21 protein-coding genes, 1 tRNA gene and 1 pseudogene are annotated in these 16966 nt (G+C 53.8%); 7 read left to right on the top strand and 16 right to left on the bottom strand.

Annotation, left to right across the window (positions count from 1 at the left end):
- The first annotated feature begins 8 nt into the window (after nt 1-8).
- Nucleotides 9-515: a peptidylprolyl isomerase gene (locus tag ACR0D8_RS08185; RefSeq protein ID WP_480645683.1), complete on the top strand. Its 507-nt coding sequence runs from the start codon at nt 9-11 to the stop codon at nt 513-515.
- Entirely contained in the window at nt 508-1056 is a 549-nt protein-coding gene (locus tag ACR0D8_RS08180; RefSeq protein ID WP_475161664.1) for a peptidylprolyl isomerase, read from the top strand. Before ACR0D8_RS08185 ends, ACR0D8_RS08180 begins: the two co-directional genes overlap by 8 nt.
- A gap of 53 nt (nt 1057-1109) precedes the next feature.
- On the opposite strand, the gene aqpZ is transcribed toward ACR0D8_RS08180, so the two are convergent.
- The 7 genes and pseudogenes from aqpZ to ACR0D8_RS08145 form a co-directional block, all read right to left on the bottom strand.
- Nucleotides 1110-1796 (bottom strand): aquaporin Z, encoded by a 687-nt coding sequence (gene aqpZ / locus ACR0D8_RS08175; protein WP_480645682.1) that lies wholly within the window; start codon nt 1794-1796, stop codon nt 1110-1112.
- 103 nt (nt 1797-1899) lie between these two features.
- Entirely contained in the window at nt 1900-2721 is an 822-nt protein-coding gene (locus ACR0D8_RS08170; protein ID WP_480645681.1) for a M90 family metallopeptidase, read from the bottom strand.
- 120 nt (nt 2722-2841) lie between these two features.
- Entirely contained in the window at nt 2842-3342 is a 501-nt protein-coding gene (locus ACR0D8_RS08165) for a bactofilin family protein (RefSeq protein ID WP_475161657.1), read from the bottom strand.
- Complete coding sequence (locus tag ACR0D8_RS08160; RefSeq protein WP_480645680.1) at nt 3332-4657, bottom strand: DUF5930 domain-containing protein; 1326 nt, start codon at nt 4655-4657, stop codon at nt 3332-3334. The genes ACR0D8_RS08165 and ACR0D8_RS08160 overlap by 11 nt, the downstream gene beginning before the upstream one ends.
- A 179-nt stretch (nt 4658-4836) precedes the next feature.
- Nucleotides 4837-5037, bottom strand: a pseudogene (locus ACR0D8_RS08155) (DUF455 family protein); the annotation flags it as partial.
- A 363-nt stretch (nt 5038-5400) separates the two neighbouring features.
- Entirely contained in the window at nt 5401-6207 is an 807-nt protein-coding gene (locus ACR0D8_RS08150) for a ferritin-like domain-containing protein (RefSeq protein ID WP_480646380.1), read from the bottom strand.
- A gap of 545 nt (nt 6208-6752) precedes the next feature.
- Nucleotides 6753-7055: a hypothetical protein gene (locus ACR0D8_RS08145; RefSeq protein ID WP_170492029.1), complete on the bottom strand. Its 303-nt coding sequence runs from the start codon at nt 7053-7055 to the stop codon at nt 6753-6755.
- Between the two features lie 107 nt (nt 7056-7162).
- On the opposite strand from ACR0D8_RS08145, the gene ACR0D8_RS08140 reads away from it, so the two are divergent.
- The gene (locus ACR0D8_RS08140) at nt 7163-7405 is read left to right on the top strand and encodes a helix-turn-helix domain-containing protein (RefSeq protein ID WP_480645679.1); all 243 of its coding nucleotides are present in this window, start codon (nt 7163-7165) and stop codon (nt 7403-7405) included.
- A 107-nt stretch (nt 7406-7512) separates the two neighbouring features.
- Here the strand turns inward: ACR0D8_RS08140 and ACR0D8_RS08135 are convergent, their stop codons facing one another.
- The 6 genes from ACR0D8_RS08135 to ACR0D8_RS08110 all read right to left on the bottom strand — a co-directional run bounded on the left by ACR0D8_RS08135 (nt 7513) and on the right by ACR0D8_RS08110 (nt 10607).
- Nucleotides 7513-8295: a hypothetical protein gene (locus ACR0D8_RS08135; RefSeq protein WP_480645678.1), complete on the bottom strand. Its 783-nt coding sequence runs from the start codon at nt 8293-8295 to the stop codon at nt 7513-7515.
- Nucleotides 8288-9064 (bottom strand): hypothetical protein, encoded by a 777-nt coding sequence (locus tag ACR0D8_RS08130; RefSeq protein WP_480645677.1) that lies wholly within the window; start codon nt 9062-9064, stop codon nt 8288-8290. The genes ACR0D8_RS08135 and ACR0D8_RS08130 overlap by 8 nt, the downstream gene beginning before the upstream one ends.
- A 1-nt stretch (nt 9065) precedes the next feature.
- On the bottom strand, nt 9066-9272 hold the full coding sequence (locus tag ACR0D8_RS08125; protein ID WP_480645676.1) for a hypothetical protein: 207 nt from the start codon (nt 9270-9272) through the stop codon (nt 9066-9068).
- The gene (locus ACR0D8_RS08120) at nt 9256-9984 is read right to left on the bottom strand and encodes a hypothetical protein (protein WP_480645675.1); all 729 of its coding nucleotides are present in this window, start codon (nt 9982-9984) and stop codon (nt 9256-9258) included. Before ACR0D8_RS08120 ends, ACR0D8_RS08125 begins: the two co-directional genes overlap by 17 nt.
- A gap of 3 nt (nt 9985-9987) precedes the next feature.
- Complete coding sequence (locus tag ACR0D8_RS08115) at nt 9988-10494, bottom strand: hypothetical protein (protein WP_480645674.1); 507 nt, start codon at nt 10492-10494, stop codon at nt 9988-9990.
- A 19-nt stretch (nt 10495-10513) separates the two neighbouring features.
- A tRNA-OTHER gene (locus tag ACR0D8_RS08110) sits at nt 10514-10607 on the bottom strand.
- 449 nt (nt 10608-11056) lie between these two features.
- Here ACR0D8_RS08110 and ACR0D8_RS08105 point away from each other — a divergent pair.
- Both ACR0D8_RS08105 and ACR0D8_RS08100 read left to right on the top strand, forming a co-directional pair.
- Nucleotides 11057-11797 carry a hypothetical protein gene (locus ACR0D8_RS08105; protein ID WP_480645673.1) on the top strand — a complete coding sequence of 247 codons (741 nt, stop codon included), beginning with the start codon at nt 11057-11059 and terminating at the stop codon, nt 11795-11797.
- Nucleotides 11798-11949: 152 nt separating this feature from the next.
- Nucleotides 11950-12909, top strand: coding sequence for a catalase (locus ACR0D8_RS08100; RefSeq protein ID WP_480645672.1), 960 nt, complete (start codon nt 11950-11952; stop codon nt 12907-12909).
- A gap of 139 nt (nt 12910-13048) precedes the next feature.
- Here the strand turns inward: ACR0D8_RS08100 and ACR0D8_RS08095 are convergent, their stop codons facing one another.
- The 3 genes from ACR0D8_RS08095 to ACR0D8_RS08085 all read right to left on the bottom strand — a co-directional run bounded on the left by ACR0D8_RS08095 (nt 13049) and on the right by ACR0D8_RS08085 (nt 15101).
- Nucleotides 13049-13987, bottom strand: coding sequence for a PDR/VanB family oxidoreductase (locus ACR0D8_RS08095; RefSeq protein ID WP_480645671.1), 939 nt, complete (start codon nt 13985-13987; stop codon nt 13049-13051).
- A 4-nt stretch (nt 13988-13991) separates the two neighbouring features.
- The gene (locus tag ACR0D8_RS08090) at nt 13992-14459 is read right to left on the bottom strand and encodes an MOSC domain-containing protein (protein WP_480645670.1); all 468 of its coding nucleotides are present in this window, start codon (nt 14457-14459) and stop codon (nt 13992-13994) included.
- 84 nt (nt 14460-14543) lie between these two features.
- Nucleotides 14544-15101, bottom strand: a complete 558-nt coding sequence (locus ACR0D8_RS08085) for a helix-turn-helix domain-containing protein (RefSeq protein ID WP_480645669.1) — start codon at nt 15099-15101, stop codon at nt 14544-14546.
- A 565-nt stretch (nt 15102-15666) separates the two neighbouring features.
- On the opposite strand from ACR0D8_RS08085, the gene ACR0D8_RS08080 reads away from it, so the two are divergent.
- The gene (locus ACR0D8_RS08080) at nt 15667-16185 is read left to right on the top strand and encodes a methylated-DNA--[protein]-cysteine S-methyltransferase (RefSeq protein WP_480645668.1); all 519 of its coding nucleotides are present in this window, start codon (nt 15667-15669) and stop codon (nt 16183-16185) included.
- Complete coding sequence (locus tag ACR0D8_RS08075; RefSeq protein WP_480645667.1) at nt 16175-16870, top strand: 2OG-Fe(II) oxygenase; 696 nt, start codon at nt 16175-16177, stop codon at nt 16868-16870. Before ACR0D8_RS08080 ends, ACR0D8_RS08075 begins: the two co-directional genes overlap by 11 nt.
- Nucleotides 16871-16966 lie beyond the last annotated feature (96 nt).

The raw sequence follows: 16966 nt of genomic DNA, 5'->3' as shown, positions 1-16966 counted from the left end.
AGGGCCTCATGGCCGAGATCAAGGATCCCGAAAACACAATCATCATCGAACTGAAAGGTGGCAATGTCATCATCGAATTGTTGCCGGACGTGGCCCCGCAGCACAGTGCGCGGATGAAAGAGCTGGCGCGCAGTGGTGAATATGACAACGTGGCCTTTCACCGAGTGATCGACGGGTTCATGGCTCAGACAGGTGATGTGCAGCACGGTGATATGGAAGACGGGTTCAACCTGCGCATGGCGGGCACAGGCGGTTCGTCGCTGCCGAACGTACCGGCCGAGTTTTCCAAGCTGCCCCATGATCGCGGCACGCTGGGCGCTGCCCGGTCGCAGAATCCGGATTCCGCGAACTCGCAGTTCTTCATCAATTTCAAGGACAACCACTTTCTGAACGGCCAGTATACCGTTTACGGTCGCGTCATCGACGGGATGGAGCATGTGGACGCCATTGTACGCGGCGAGCCGCCAGCGAACCCCGACCGCATGATCAGCGTGAAGGTTGCAGCCGATGCATAAGCTGGCCGCCGCATTCGCTCTGCTGGCCAGCCCCGCGCTGGCCACGGGCCTTGAGATCGAGATCGAGGGTGAGGGGGCCAACGGCACCGTCACCGTTGATCTGTTCGAGGACCTTGCCCCGAAACATGTCGAACAAATCAGTGCCTTGGCCGCTGAAGGCAAATATGACGGCGTTGTTTTTCACCGCGTGATTGACGGGTTCATGGCTCAGACCGGCGATGTCGAACATGGTCGGATGGGCAGTGATCTGCGCCGGGCCGGAACCGGCGGGTCGGACCGGCCGGATCTGCCTGCCGAATTTTCGGACTACAACTATGATCGCGGTGTCCTCGGCATGGCGCGGGCGCAGGACCCCAACAGTGCCAATTCGCAGTTCTTCATCATGTTCGAACCGGGCCCCTTCCTGAACGGGCAATACACTGTGGTCGGTCAGGTGACCGATGGGATGGATGTGGTCGATGCGATCAAGCGGGGCGAAGGCCCCAATGGCGCTGTGATCGGCCAGCCCGATGTTATGAAAAAGGTCACAGTGACCGAGTAAGACACAGCCCCGGCGCCGAATGACGCCGGGGCACTTTTTGAATATTTGTGGGCCTAGTCGTCGCCCATAGCCGCCCAGATCAGCGCCCCGATGGCGGCACCGATCAGCGGGGCAATCCAGAACAGCCAGAGCTGTGCAAGTGCCGGACCATCGGCAAACAGGGCCACACCAGTCGACCGCGCCGGATTGACCGATGTGTTTGTCACCGGGATCGAGATCAGGTGGATCAGCGTCAGGCACAGACCGATGGCGATCGGAGCAAACCCGTCCGGAGCCCAGTTCGAGGTTGCGCCCAAAATGACCACGATGAAGAACGCGGTCATCACGATCTCGGTCACCAAAGCGGAGGTCATCGAATAGCCCCCGGGTGAGGCGTCGCCATAGCCGTTCGAAGCAAACCCACCAACGCCCTCGAACCCCGGTGCGCCGCTAACGATCAGATACAGGACGGCCGCGGCGGCAATGGCTCCGATCACCTGCGCGATCCAGTAAGGGACAAGGTCCTTTGCCGGGAACCTGCCGCCGATCATCAGGCCAAGGCTGACAGCCGGGTTGAAATGCCCGCCCGAGATATGCCCGACCGCATAGGCCATTGTCAGCACGGTCAGGCCGAAGGCAAAGGAAACGCCCAGCCAGCCAATACCGACATCCGCAACGCCCGCCGCCAGAACCGCGCTGCCACAGCCCCCCAGTACCAGCCAGAACGTGCCGAAGAATTCAGCCAAAAGTTTTTGAAACATGAAATGCCCTCCTGAAAACAATGGGTTTCAGTGTAAGGCAAAAACGGATTTTGCGAAATGGACACCGGGGCGGTGGTTGTGCGGCGCAGTGCAGAGCACGGCCTCAGAGGCGAGGGCCCGTCCACGAAGCCGGGTCCAGCCGAAACAGTTTGGCCAGTTGATCATAAACGTCCGGCACCTCGGCTTTCAGTTCTCGGGGCTGTTCGAAAAAGACCTCGACGGAGACGGCAAAGAACTCTTCATGACCCACCGCGCCATAAGCGTCGATGAGAGTGTGGCGGCCGCTTTCAACGGCGCGGACATGGGCGTCATAGGCGGTCAGAAAGACGTGTTCCCACTCGGCGAAACTCTGCCCGTCACTCAGGATCGGGACGCCGTTTGTCCCGCCGGACAAATCGTCGATCTGGTGGGCGAACTCGTGCAGAACGACGTTCTGCCCATCCCTGTCATTCATCGCCCCCTGCCTGCTGTGCGACCATGACAGGATCACCGGGCCGCGATCCCAGCTTTCACCGGTGCGCACGATTTCCTTTTCGCTGACGACATAGCCATCCTGCCTGCGCTGCCGTGATTTGAACGCCGTCGGGTAGATCAGGATCGTCGTCAGGTGGTCGTACCAGAGGTCACTGTTGACGACCAGCAGACAGGCCTGTGCCGCAATGGCAAGCCGCATCTCATCCGTGACGTCCAGACCGTCGCAGCCGTGAAAGCGGACCTGATCCAGAAAAAGGTTCACCTTGCCGTCGAGTTTGGTGCGCAGATTGGCAGGAAGCCGGCGAACCAACGGCACCTGCCGTTCAATGATGATCCGCTGCTGTTCCGTCAGAGGCGTGGCCAAAAGCTTCTGCCGGGATTGGGACCGGGACCAGTGGTGATAAACAAACAAGCCCGCGATCAACAGCAGGATGGCAAAAAAGAACAACATCCAAAAAGCTTATACGGAGCCCCGACAGCAGGAAACCGGAATTTCCGGGGCCACGGCATCGCCAAACGAAAAACGCCGCGGGGGGCCCGCGGCGTTCCACCAATTCGTTGCCGGTCAGTGTTACTGCTTGACTTCGGCGGCCGGGTTGGCGCCCGATTTGCCGCTGCGGCCCGGGTTCAGCGGGTCGTCCTGACGCTGCACCGAACCTTCGAAATGCGCACCGCTTTCGATGGCGATGGTCTTGTGGATGATGTCGCCTTCGACGCGTGCGGTCGAGGTCAGGCGCACCTTCAGGCCACGCACCCGGCCAACGATGCGGCCGTTGATCACGACGTCATCGGCAGTGACTTCGCCCTTAATGGTCGCGGTCTCGCCAATGGTCAGCAGATGCGCGCGGATGTCGCCTTCGACCGTGCCTTCGACCTGAATGTCGCCAGACGTCTTCAGGTTGCCGGTGATGTGCAGGTCCGAGGACAGAACCGATGCCGGCGGCTTGGGCTTGGGGGCCGTGCTGGCTTTGGTTTCGGTTGGTGCAGGGGCCGCTGGTGTGGCCGGAGCGGCAGGTTTAGCCGTCTCGGGCGCATTGGATGCGGGTTCGTTGATTTTGCTCTTAGAAAACATTTCTCGCAGCCTTGATGTAAGTCATTGGGTTTACAGGTTTTCCGTTTACACGCACCTCATAGTGCAGATGCGTGCCGGTAGACCGTCCGGTGCTACCCATATCAGCAATATGATCCCCGCGCGAGACCCTTTGGCCAACCTTGACCCGGATCTTGGTGTTATGAGCGTAAAGTGTCTCAATCCCGAAGGCGTGGCGGATCTTGACCAGCCGGCCGAACCCGGACTGCCAGCCGGCATGAGTGACAACACCATCGGCGGTTGCAAGGATGTCCGTCCCGTGCGCGCCGGCGAAATCTGCACCGTTATGCATGCGGCGGCCACCGGTCTTGGGGTCGCGGCGGGTTCCGAAACCGCTGGTGAAACGCACGACCGAGTTCACCGGGCTGGCGAACGGGGCCTTTTCGGCCGCGATGCGATACAGATTCAGCTGGTCCATTTGCTGCAACAGCGTGTTCGCGCGGATCTGGTCGGGGGTCAGTTCCTCACCGCGTGTGCTGAAGGATAAAGGGGTCAGCGGACCGCCCATACCGCTATATCCGCGCCGGACCTCTTCGATGATGCGGTCGGTGGGCATACCGGCCTGACGGAACATCTTGTCCAGCGGCTCGACCGAGATCACCATCGCCTCTTCCAGCTGGCGGAAAATCTCGTCGCTGCGTTCCTGCATCAGCTGGATTTCCAGTTCCAGCTCGTCCCGCTGATCCAGGGCATGCTTGGCGTCCGCCGCAATCTTGTCGCGCTCCTGCGCGGTGCGGGTCAGCGCCTGGGTCATGAAATTCATCTGCTCGGGGTCGGACAGGGCCGCCATGTAGACGCCATCAACCTCCGGACCGTGCTGCATTTCGGCCAGCTCGGTGCGGGCCTCTTCGCGCTGCTTCATCGTTGCGCGCAGAGTGGTCTGGATGACTTCGATCCCGGTTTCCAGTTCTCGGCGGCGGTTTTCCGAGGCCAGCAATTCGGATTGCATGGCCGAAATCTGTTCCAGCGCCGCGTTGAACCTGTCCTGCGCTGCCAGCGCCTCCTGCGCCCGGACGTCGCGTTCTGCGGACAGAATGTTCAGGCGCTCCTGATAGGTCGCCTGATCGCGTTTCGCCTGTTCCCGGAAATTACCCGACCCGATGCTGTCCATCAGCAGGATCGCCGTGGCAACCGCCGTCCATCCGACGATCACCGCAACACCGGCGACGGCGACAATCTGCGTTTCCGAGCTGAGCCGGATGAACCGCGTGTCGTTGTCAGATTTCAAGAAAACCCGGCGCTCCGGGAAATGCCGTTCGAGTAGTGAGTGTAGTTTTATTGCCAGACGTGTTCGCACGCGTCTTCCCTCTCATCCCCAAAATTCGGGACCGGTCGTGAGTGATAGCCGTCCCTTGGGCGAATTGCATAGAGGGCGCATCGGATTTGGGCAAGTTTGTTAACCAGTTTACCCTACGTAGCAGGGCATTCCGGCCCATTCTCGGCGGGAAATTGCCGATAACGTCAACTTGAGCGGGCTTATTGCGACTGTCCGGGGGCTGGCAGGTCTTCGGTCAGTGGCCAGTAGAAATCTGGTGGCAATCCGGCTTCGGCGCGCTTTTCCTCGTTAAACGGAGGTTTCAGAACGCCGTGGAAATAGCGGCGGACAAGCTGGTGAAAAACGTCCTTCGGATCCGCGTTTTCGCGCCCGCACAGAGATTTGTTATACCAACCAAAACCGATTTTTTTTCGTATCGATCAGCGAAATCGCCTTGAAACACTCAATGCATGGAGCCGAAAAACTTCCACTTCAAAAAGTTCCACGCGCATTATGGAACTTTTTCGCCTTAAAACCCGTTCAAAAGTTCCATGCACTTGAGTTCCAATCTTGATTGAATCCAGGACAGAAGCGGCAAACGGGAAGAGAAACGGGTTTGGCTTCGGCAATTCTTCTGCTTTGCTTGGACGAAATCCCGCTTGCCGAAGCGGTTTCGCCGTCGGTGCGCCGGAACTGCCGCCTCGTGAATAGGCGCGCAGGTGACTACTTGAAGTACGAGGTCCGCAAGCAAAACGCTTCAGTGGCGCGGGCAAATGCCAACATACTCAGCGAACATAAGGTGGAAGCTCCTCAACGAGCGGCCAATAAAAATCAGGTGGCAATCCGGCATCTGCGCGTTTTTCTTCGTTGAACGGCGGCTTCAAACCTCCTTTGAAATAGTGCTTCACTAGCGCATGGAATACTTCTTTTGGATCATTGTTTTCCCTGCCACAGCCGAAGTTAAACCATTTCGCCCCATACGCCACGTGGCTGACTTCCTCGCTGTAGATGGTTTTGAGGCTTTCAACAGCCGCGGTCTCGCCGGCTTTCTCGAAAATTTCTATCATTCCTGGCGTTACATCTAGCCCTCGTGCCTCCAATACCATTGGAACGATAGCTAACCGCCCTTGTAGGTCGTTTGCAGTATCTGTTGCCGCGCGCCACATTCCATCATGAGCGGGCAGGGCTCCGTAATAGCTTCCCATCCTTTCCAGGCAATCACATATCAGATTGAAGTGTTTTGCTTCGTCGTCTGCAGCTTTCACCCAGTCGTCATAAAATCCCATCGGCATCGGTACGTGGGCGAAGCGTGAGATAATATCCCAGTGCAGATCGACTGCATTGAGTTCGATATGAGCGACGGCATGCAGCAGCGCTATTCTCCCTGCTGGAGATCCTGGCTTGCGCTTTGGTACGTCGCGGGGACTAAGCAACTCCGGGTGCTGCGGGCGAGCAGGATGATCTGGTGGAATAGAACGCCCGAGTTCAATGACTTCACCCGTAGTCCGCGCAGTTTTCCAAACAGAAGCGTAGGCTCGTGATTTGGCTGTTTTTGCGCGACCATCCGCCGTGGAGAGCACATCGACTGCCATTGCAGTCAGCGTAGTCGGACGCTGTGTTTCAGCGTCTTTTTCAGTGCGGCTAGACAAAGTGTAACTTGCTCCCGGTTCGGTGGAATTAGCAGAGCTTGGCCTTAAACCAGATGTCGCATTAAACATTTTAAGGTTGCCCGCCACGCCTACTATAGGTCGCAGCCTGCGTCCAGATTTCAGGTTGCTGTGTGGTCTGAGCCATCATGCGCTCCCAATACTACGGCCATCTGTCAGTTAGAGCGCATATTGAATGAACGGTTAATTGGAAGATCGGACGGTCGATGAGCGGACTGACTCTGAGTCGATAAGCCCGCCTTTTGGCTCAGAATACTTGGGCATGGATTGGAGAGTGGGGCTGGTGAACTAGACGAAGCGAGACACCGCACTGCCATCTGGGGCGGCGACCTCAATCATCGCAGCCCTAGATTGTGGCATGGTTGTCTTTGACAAATCCCATTAAGTATTTGAATTTAATAATCTTTTATACTTCCGTGCCTGTGCGGAGCATTAAGCTGTTCGGCATATGACCTTCTTCCACTACCAACCTAACCGTGTTGCTCGAAAATTTGGCGTAAATGGGTGAAGAACTTACCGTACTGGAGGTTGTTGGCTTGTGCGGTCATTTTGAACCAAGCCGCATCTTCTTCCAAAATCGATAGATGCAATTGCGCAACGTATTGAGACCTAGGCCTTCCGCTGGTTCGAGTCGGTTTTTCACCTGAAGCAATGCTCGGTTTGACAAAAGTCTTGTGTTCTTTGTCGAGAGACAGTCGCTCCAAGAAGCGCATCTCCAGTCTGTTCAGTATTTCAATCATCTGGGTTTCTGTCAGATGAACTCTTTCCGCCATTTAACGGCCCCCGCTTTATTGCCAAACCTTGGTGCAGTTGGAATTTACTCTGAGATTCAAAGTATACTGTATAGACGACTAGCGTTGCGTGGGCGATTTGTCAAAACATGGCGAACGCACCAGAAGACCAATTACTAGCAGCATTTTCCAGAGTTTTGCGTCGCCACAGACTCGCCAAGAAGCTATCGCAACAAGAGCTCGCCACCCGGGCTAACCGAAGCATGCAGTACATTTCACTTCTGGAATCCGGGCACCACCAACCAACACTCGGAACCCTACAACTTCTCAGTGGCGCACTGGGGCTTACTTTGACCAAATTGGTTTCTGAAATTGAAAAAGAGGCTGAGTAGTATCCAGGCTCAAGATTCATAGCCAAAGTAAGACTAATGCTGCGAGGACGATTGCAGATAGGAAAACCTCTTGCGTGACTATCTTCGCTAGGCATCGCCCGCAATAGTCACAGCTCATCTCTGGCCTTTGAGGCCTTCGCTGCTTGGTAGATGGTCCACAACCGCTTCACCTCATCGCGCGGATCGTCAGATATCCGCTTGTGAACCTTCAGCTGCTGTTTCATCGCTCGACGAGATGCTTCATCTTGCATGATTTGGTCCGCACGAAGTACGTCGACTTTGTGTAGATGCCCAACCTTTGCTTCGGCTAATAGACGCTCCAACAATCCTGAGGTTGCTGAAGAATCCGAGTAGATCCTTCCGGCTTCACAGAACTCGATGAGATCGAGTGTTTGGTTTGCTACTTCCACAGCGGCCGGAGCCGTGGACAGGTCGATTGGAGACGCATCCAGAACCTGTTGTGGCCATGATCGGGCTGGGTAAATGGGCGAACCCCAAATGTGTGGCTTGTCATCGATCACCCTCAAAACCGCGATCTCAATCGGGTAAAAGCTGTCTTGGAGGGCGACGATCCTTAAGTCGCAGAATAGGTGGCTGACGGTTGGTTCCGGGAGTCCAAGGTCTTGATAGACGCTACCAGATCCTTCTGTGATTTTGTCTTTTTCGGTCATTTTTGGCCACTTATTCTCTTTAATCCAGATGTCTGTCCATTCTGCTGGTCCATCAGCTGGAGCAGCGTCCACGATGTGTTCTTGTACAGTCGTCAAAAGTGCCGGCCATGCATCTGAATCCTTTTTCAGACGTGCTTTCAGCTCATCAATCAGGTCATCCAGGGGGATGGACTCCAACGGACGTCCAAAGATCTCTTCATCGGAAAGCTCATCACTCATCGAAGGGATTCCAATCGCCTTGCTCCTGACAGTGCGCGCACAGGGCAGTTGCCTTGTTCTTCTTCCGTACGATATCCCCCACATGACCACATCTTGCACATGTGCGCTTGCTGTCCAGTACGAGACGTTTGAGCGGGAGATCCAGGCATTGATCGTACCGACGGAAGATGATCTGGATTGAACCGTCTGAGCCCGTCGTCACATCCGATATCTGCACTTGAATCGGTGTCTCAGAGGTCTCTCGAACCAGATGCTCCGCCTCTGTGAGGAACCGGCCAAGCAAGACCAGCCTACCCGGACCAATGCTTGGCCATAGTGAGGCAGTATCAGCGCTCACCAGGTCTGGAAAGCGATCTGCTATGTTGAGCTCAAGATCCGTTGGCCACATCGCCTCAGCGCCTTCAAATCGATCTTCGAGGTAGCGGTTGTCGCACCAGCAGCAAAGGGTGACTAAATATCCCCTGACGTTTTGGATTTCGGCAGAATTTCCGCATCTCTCACACGTCTTCTCGATCTTTTCGACACGCGTCTCCAGCTCGTCGAAGATGTTTCGATTGCATTCTCGTGTGTAGACACGAAGGCCTCCCAGTTTTTGCTTGATCTGTACGATCACCGGCAACTCATCCCCAAAGACATCGGGGTGTTGCGCAACACTGCGCTTCACATCTTCCAACTCTAGTGCGAGCTGATCAGCCCAACCCACACGATGCTCTCCAAGGGCTTTCTGTACGCTTGTATGGATGTCATTCCAGTCGACAACCGGTTTCACATTACCCATCCTTCAGCTGCGCCAGCGCGTCAGCTTTCTCATGAACAACACGCCTGATTTCTTCGTCCGTCAGATCTTCGATACCTTCGAAATCGGCAGGCGAGATTGGGACCACAACACTGCTTTCACTGTCGTGAACCGCAATCGTCATCTTCAGGAGCCTCGGATCTTCAGTTTTCGAGCAAACTGGCTCAATTGTCTTGGTCATCGTTATAACCTGATCGACGTCTGTGCTTTTCAACGTGCTCGGCTAGGTCTCCAACGAGGTTTCCAGCAGCGATGTCTTTCTCCAAAAGCTCAAGGAAGGCGTCGAGGGCTGGATCTGTGTGTTCGTCCTGGTCATCGCCATTCTCCTCTTTAGCGATGCGCTCATCCAGCTCGCGAATGCTCGCCCGAATCTGTGAAAGCAATTCGTTGCCTTCTTCATCTACCTTGCGCGCTCTGATTTCATCTGCGGAAATCGGACCAGACAGCTTTGCCTGGCCCAATGCCAACGCCGCTTCTTGCAGTGCTAAAAGAGCTCGGGTCAGTGGATCAATCTCTAGGTCAGCAATGAGCGCGTCGAACTCCTCTGCGCTGCTGATCGGATCAGACAGCGATGCTTGTCCGGCGAGAAACTTGGTCTTTTTCAGCTTCAGGAATGCGCGCGTCACCTCATCAGCCTTGGTGCGGGGCTCTCGCGCACCGGTCTTCTCCAGCCACATGGCAGCGATCTTCTCAACGAGTGTCCACACCGTCTGCTCGCGATTATGCTGCGAGATAACGAAGCGTACTGCTTTCTCTTCGATACCGAACTGCTCGGACTCTCGCTCATTCACGCGCACTTCGTAGTCGCTGAGACCATCGGTGTCATCGCTGACGTTTCCAGCATGTGCCCGTGCGACTTCGTTCTCATTCACGTAGACAACGATTTTAAGCATCGTTCACCAGCCTTTCGCTACACAAGCAGCGCAACGACCGCGATCATCCGTTCGGTCGATCTGACCGAAATAGCCACAAACTGAGCAGGTCATTCGATCCCGAACTGGCTTTTTCCGAACACCAAAAAGCCTCTTCCGTTCAGGATGGCGTTTGCGCGCGACATCATGCGCGCACCAACAACACAGGGTCGTGTACCAGCCGTCCAACAGCTGGGTCTCGGCAGCGTTTGAGCATCGCTCACAGGTACGATTTGCTCGCGCAATCGTCGCAGCGATCATCGACTGGATGAGTCGATCATCACTACGATGATAGATGCGGAGTTCGCCGAATTTCTCTTTGATCTGGAGGATGAAGGGGTAGGTGGCATCCCTCAGTTCGCAGTATCCCTTAACCTCTGTGAAGAGCTTTGTGGCCAAGCCGGACCAGCCTTCGGGCGTGCGGCCGAGGCTCCGTTCGACAGATTGCTCGATATCGTTGAAGTCAATTGTGTTCGTAACATCGTCCGCCATGTCGGACTCCTCCAGGGGATGGTAGGAGGCGTCGGAATCGAACCGACTCGTGCACTCTAATCTGGAGCAATTACAAGGATATAAGCCTCGCCCGCATACCAATGCTGCCTCCCACGGATTTCGCGTGGGTTATCGACCTCAGGTCGATATTCGTTGGCAGTGGATGCGTGTGTACGTCATGACCGGAAGCTGAACCAGTTCGGGCCACCGTGTCAAGTCGAAGTGCGCGGCAGCCTCAGATTCACCGCGTAGTTCCGGGAACCTTCTTGCCTGGGTTGTGTGAATTACTGCCTGCCGACCGTATGTGGTGCACGTATTTCCTGCTCGAACCAATCAGTGGTTAGTGTCAGTTGATCATCTACGCAGAGCTGATGTGCGGTAGTTAACACGGTCATATCTCAAACATCAGAAAACCCGGCTTTTTTTCAAAACTTTTGACGCGAGAAACCGAGAGGCAAGCATTGTTTGGGCTTCATTAAGTTTCGACTCGAAATTTAATCTTGCAGACTCATCTTGCCTCAAATAAGTAGCGACTCGCTACTAACTGAAATGAGGAAGTCTCATGAAAAATCTCGCTCTTGCCCTTAGTGTTTCCGTCTCAATCGCAAGTGTTGCGTTTGCCGGCGGTGATCACGGGATCATATCCGACGTCGACTCCACTAAAGTTGCCGACTTCGACATCGTCGCAGCGGAAGTTGAACTGAATGGACGTTATGCAACATTCACGATGTCCACAGCAGGACACGCAGGTGAAACCACCCCGGAAGCGACCGGAAACGGCGCCCCTGGGTCAGCGATCTGGGCATATGTCTGGCCAACATCGCTTGATCCGTCAGCAGTAGGGTTCGGAGAAGGAACTGGAATTCTCGCTCTTGCAGCAACCAATCACCCGGACTTCGACGACACTCCTCTTTTCGACGAAAACGTTGACGGCGACACTGGCAACGACGGTGGTCATTGGCACAGCCACTGGGTGGTTTTGACCCCCAATGAGGAATGTGGTCCTGGCGCTCTTTCCGTTCGGGATGTTGCGGAGGGTGAAAGCCCTGTAATGCCAGCAACTTGGCCGGGTGTTCCGTTCTATCTCGATAGCCCAGGCTTCACTCCTGTGTTCGATGGTCCAACCATCACGATCAACGCAGTGCTCGCAAACTCTGACGCCGGTGCACTTAAGGGAGTGCAATACGACGGTGTAACCACAGCCCTGCGTGTGGACGCCGATTTCCACGCTCCTCATGTGTGCGTTGAAAATGTGTTTGACATTGCATCAGGTGATCTGAGCTTGCCTGGTCGCGTCGACTAAACAGATGCGAGGCGGCGCAACCGCCGCCTCGTCACTCCGCAGTACGTTTTCAGATTTAGCTCTGACGCCTCATGCCAACCGTACCGCGCAAAGCGGAAACGAGACAGGTGGCACCATCAACCTTTGTAAATTTTGCTGAAAGGTCAAAGACTATGGCACGAATTTTACCCACACTAGCAGTTGTCGCCATGGCCCTGCCAAATGTGCTTGTGGCCGCAGATCCATTCGAAACAGCAGAGCGCGCAATACCAGTGTTCGAAAACCTGTTCGGGATCACAGAAGGCAAACGCAGAAACCACACCAAGGGATTTTGTTTCACAGGAGAGTTTTCAGTCTCAGGTCAGCAGATATTGAACTATTCTTCCAGCCCAATCTTCCGAGAAACTTCGACTGTGATAGGCCGCGTGTCTCACAAAGGTGGAAACAACGACGCTGCAGATAACAAACCTGGGCACTACGGTCTGGCCTTTGAGCTCACAACGAACTCTGGTGATGTTCACATAATGAATATGAACACAGAAGACTTCTTTCCAGTTCCTACGGCTGAAGAGTTTCTGGACCTGTTGAGGGCTCTGACTGAAGGCAATGAAGCAGTTGCACACTTCGCCTCAAACAGCCCGGAGTTCAGAGCCTACAAGGCTCACCACAAGAACCGAGGTCAGGAACTTACTTCGTATGAGGGTGCCACTTACAACAGCGTGAATAGTTTTTATCTGGTAGGCGATGATGGGAAACGGACTGCCATACGTTGGTCATTTATCCCGTCAGGTGCACACTCGGTACTTCTTGCGCCCAAGAAAGACTTTTTCTTCGAGAACATGCAGCAGAACTTGTCGATTGGATCCGTATCCTGGGACATGATTGTCACGATTGCCAATGCTGATGACAACATTTCTGATCCATCAAAACCTTGGACGGGACCACATCAGCAGATCAACGCTGCCAGGCTCACCGTGAAAGAGGTCATGAGTGAAGCAGATGGCGAATGCGATGATCTAAACTTTGATCCCCTCATACTGTCGGATGGGTTCGCGCCCAGCGAAGACCCGATGCTTCAAGTTCGCTCGGCGATATATGCAATTGGTGCGTCTAAACGGCTCTCGGAAAAGTAGTGCCAATGTTAGTCGTGTTCGTCGGGGACCGCTCCATTTCCCAGCGACCGGCTCAAAACAGAAGCTGTTGGTGCAAAGTGCGCATAGTGAGCCCCCGAGAGGTCAATGGCCACTCTTTGGGGGCTTTTCTAACGCCGGTTCACAGATCAAGGGTAATAGATCGCCCCGTACACCCTGAGACACAAGGTGTCAGGAACCGCGATTTCTGGTCCTTTGGAAGCATAATGTCACGGTGGATTGGCTCGCCGTCAGTATATCTTGTCACGCACTCCAAACAGATGCCCGCTTCGCAGGACGATGGCACCACGACGTTGGCAAGGCGCAAGGCTTCCAACATTGTTTGGCCTTCAACGACATGTACAGTTTTCTGTGATCGGAGAAGATTCACATCGTAGGCAACTTCGGCAGAATTAGGGTTTGCGCCAAACACTTCGACGTGAGTGCGATCCCTAAGAGATGATGTATGTTCAAGGACTTCTTCAATCATACTGACCGGACCACAGCAGTACAAATGATCTTCACTTTTTAGGCCGTCGACAACGCTGGAAACGTCAAGTCTCTCTTTCTGTTCACTGAAATAACATTGAACGCTGCTCCCGAAGGCCTTCGTAATCTCTTTTTCAAAAGCGGCACGTTCTCTGCTCTTTGCTGCGTAGTGTAACTTGAAACTGCGACCTGTACGGAGCAACTCAATCATCATCGGTACGAACGGTGTTATTCCAATTCCGCCGGCAACAAAAACTACGTGAGAAGAGTCGACCAACGGCATCATGTTGCGGGGTAGGGACAACAGTAGTTCGGCGCCGACATTGAGCTTGTGCATCTCCTCAGAGCCGCCGCGCCCATTCGTGTCGAGATGAACTGCAATAGAGTAACTTGTTCGGTCGTCAGGATCACCACACAGAGAATACTGCCGGATCAATCCGCTGGGCATGTGAACATCCACATGAGCTCCGGGAGAGAAGGGCGGCAGTTCCCAGCCGTCGGGATCAGCTAGTTCGAACAACGCAACAGATTGAGCCAACTGTTTTTTCTGACGGATCACCGTAGAAACTCGATGGATCGGTTTAACAATCATTGACCTACGCCGCCTCAATCTTGTCGGATGTTCTGATAGTGCCACCCCTTAAAATACGAGCATGCAATCCTGCCCGGTGCAGCATTGGTTCAAAAACACTTTTTCCAGTGATTTGTTCGATATGCCGACACGGAGTGGAAAGCCTGGTGGCTTCCAATAGCGTATCTCCAATGCAAAATTTCTTCCCAACCAAATGGTTCAATGGAACGCCTCGAGTGGTCACATTGCGTCTATGCTCATTTGGCTGCAACGAAATCGAGTAGTCTCTTTCGATTGCCTCCAACGCTTCAATTTCTATGAGCGTGATTTGGCGCCCTTCTTCCGGCCGATCTGAGTAAAATCCGCTTTCTTTTGAGTACCTGTCTCCTTCTACGCCGATGCCGGAGATCAAGTTGAGGCTCGATACATCGCGCATTGGCAAGAAGGACCTGGGAGCAAAATGCAACCCAACTACAAAACCTGACCATGACATGCGATTCCCCCCTCATTGGTGACGAGGTCATGCATTGCAGATTTAATTTTTGTTGTCTACAGGACAACTTTTGAGTGCTTGCGTCTAGTTGAAAATCACGAGCAGCACTTCGCTATTGACTTTGGAACCTCGCAGGAAATGAAATTGACTAGCCTCAAACTCGACATAGTCCCCTAAGCCCAAATGGATTGGCTGATTACCAATTGTCAGTGTTAATTCGCCCTTTGTCACGAATAGGCCTTCTCTACCGCTGTGGTGTGCCGGATCGGCGGTCTCGTAATGTGCCGGGACAGTTAGCAGAAGTGTCTGAGGCGAACCGTCATCAGGTCGGCTGCTAAGGATCGCGAATTTCGGACCATCGGAAGACTCTGTAATTGGATGGTATTCTAGATCCTTGGATAGCCGAACGATAGTTTTTTTGCGCGTCGGTTCATCTCCGAGAATTGTCCCGATACTCACCTCCAGAGCATCACACAGACGCAACAACGCAGCTACAGAAAGGGTTTTCTGGCCCCTTTCGAACCTCGAAAGATGACCTTTGCTAAGTCCGGTAGCCTTGGCCAGAGCTTCGAGAGTCAGCCCAGCTTTTATTCTTGCCGACTTGGCGGACTCACCTACGCGAGTTTCATCGTTTCTAGCCACTACACTCTCGAATACAAGGTTCTACGCTAGCAGGAGTATTGCGTTCGAAAAAACACAAATTCAATGCTCCGCGTTCACAGCGCGACAGACAGCGCCAGCCTATTTATTTGTCGCCCATTTGGCGCAATTGGTTTCGACTGACTACATGCCAAACTGCAACCGACGTCAAAACTTGCGCACTTAATGCTAGGTGACTCTTGTCGCTTGAAACACTTCATTCCTTTCGACCGACCGCAAGATGCTTGGGCAAGTCATAGGTGTTCTTAAATAATTGGATTTGCCTCCCCGCTTTAGCGCTGAACGCAATGGGAAAGGCCATGTGACCAGCGCCCGTTCAATGACCATCCTCTTTGCCGCCTAAATGGCCGTGTTTTTATTTGAAACTCAGCCCGGACAGGATGACGAGGGTCGCGGATGGCCTGCAAAAATTTACGGCTGTTTTTCTATCGAACCCAGCAAAACGAGTTAATGCGCAAGAAACGGGCTGACCCAGGACCGCTAGAGCTCCAAAACTCTGAGAATGGAAATAATTGCTCAACTAATTCACAGGAGTTGAAAGGAAACAATGTCAAAGGTTTGCGATAAGCTAAGTTTCTACCGTTTTGAGATCAATTTGGGCAAAGCGGTTGTGGCCTGGGATTCCAAGGGAGTCCGGGCACTATGCCTGGGTGACACTTATGAAAGCGCCATCGATGATCTGAAGCAGAGATTTGAACAATCTACTTTAAGCGAGAGCCCGGAATACAGCGGCGATTTAGAGAACCTCAAGTCTGCCCTTGCTGGCACTGCAGAGTTTTCCGGGCGATTGGCCCCGGTGGGAACCCAATTTCAGGCTGCGGTTTGGACAGCTTTGCGAAACATAAGCCGCGGTCGCACACTTACGTACTCGCAATTAGCCCGCAGCCTTAATTGCCCAAACTCTGTGCGCGCCGTTGCGAACGCCTGTGGCGCAAATCCAATTGCGGTGTTGATCCCATGCCACAGAGTCGTTCGGTCAGATGGCGGGCATGGAGGTTATCGATGGGGTATGGAGGTGAAAAAAGAACTTCTTTCAAGGGAAGCAGGAGAGCCGGATGCCGCCTAAGCTGAACATTGACTGGACTGATGTTTCGAACAAGTTGAATGCTGACGGACATGCGGATCTCGGCCGCGTTCTCACATCAGAGGAAACAAAAAAAATTGCAGACAGCTACGATAATGACCAGAATTTCAGGTCCCATATTAAGATGCGCCGGCACGGTTTCGGCGAAGGTGAATACAAGTACTACTGCTATCCGTTGCCCAGTGAAATCCAGACACTTCGAGATGAGATTTTTCCTGGGTTAGCCTCAATTGCCAATGAGTGGAACGTGAAGCTTGGCATCGAAAATCGCTTTCCAACGACCCATCAGGAATTCATCGACGTATGTCATCGCCAAGGTCAGACACGTCCGACACCGTTGTTGCTGAGATACAAAACAGGAGACTATAACTGCCTTCACCAAGACTTATACGGGGATGTATGGTTCCCTTTCCAAGTCGTAATCTTGTTGTCAAACCCTGAACATTACACTGGCGGGGAATTTGTCATTACCGAACAGCGACCGAGAATGCAGTCAAAGGCTGAAGTTGTTCCACTTCTGCAAGGTCACGCAATTGCATTTGCCGTTAACGACCGCCCCAAGCAAGGTTCTCGCGGTTACTATCGTGTCAAACAGCGCCATGGCGTGAGTGCTGTCCGATCAGGTAGTCGGTCCACGCTTGGGATAATCTTCCACGACGCAAAGTAGTCATTTCCATCCGAGCTTGGAACTTATCGGCCTTGCAGTTCAAATTGTCATTGTGAGTTGTTTGGCTTTGATCGATCAAAGCAACTATTCATGTCG

This window comes from Ruegeria sp. BG10 (genome assembly GCF_056538575.1).
Note: the sequence above shows the minus strand (reverse complement) of the source record. Positions and strands in the feature narration are given on the sequence as shown.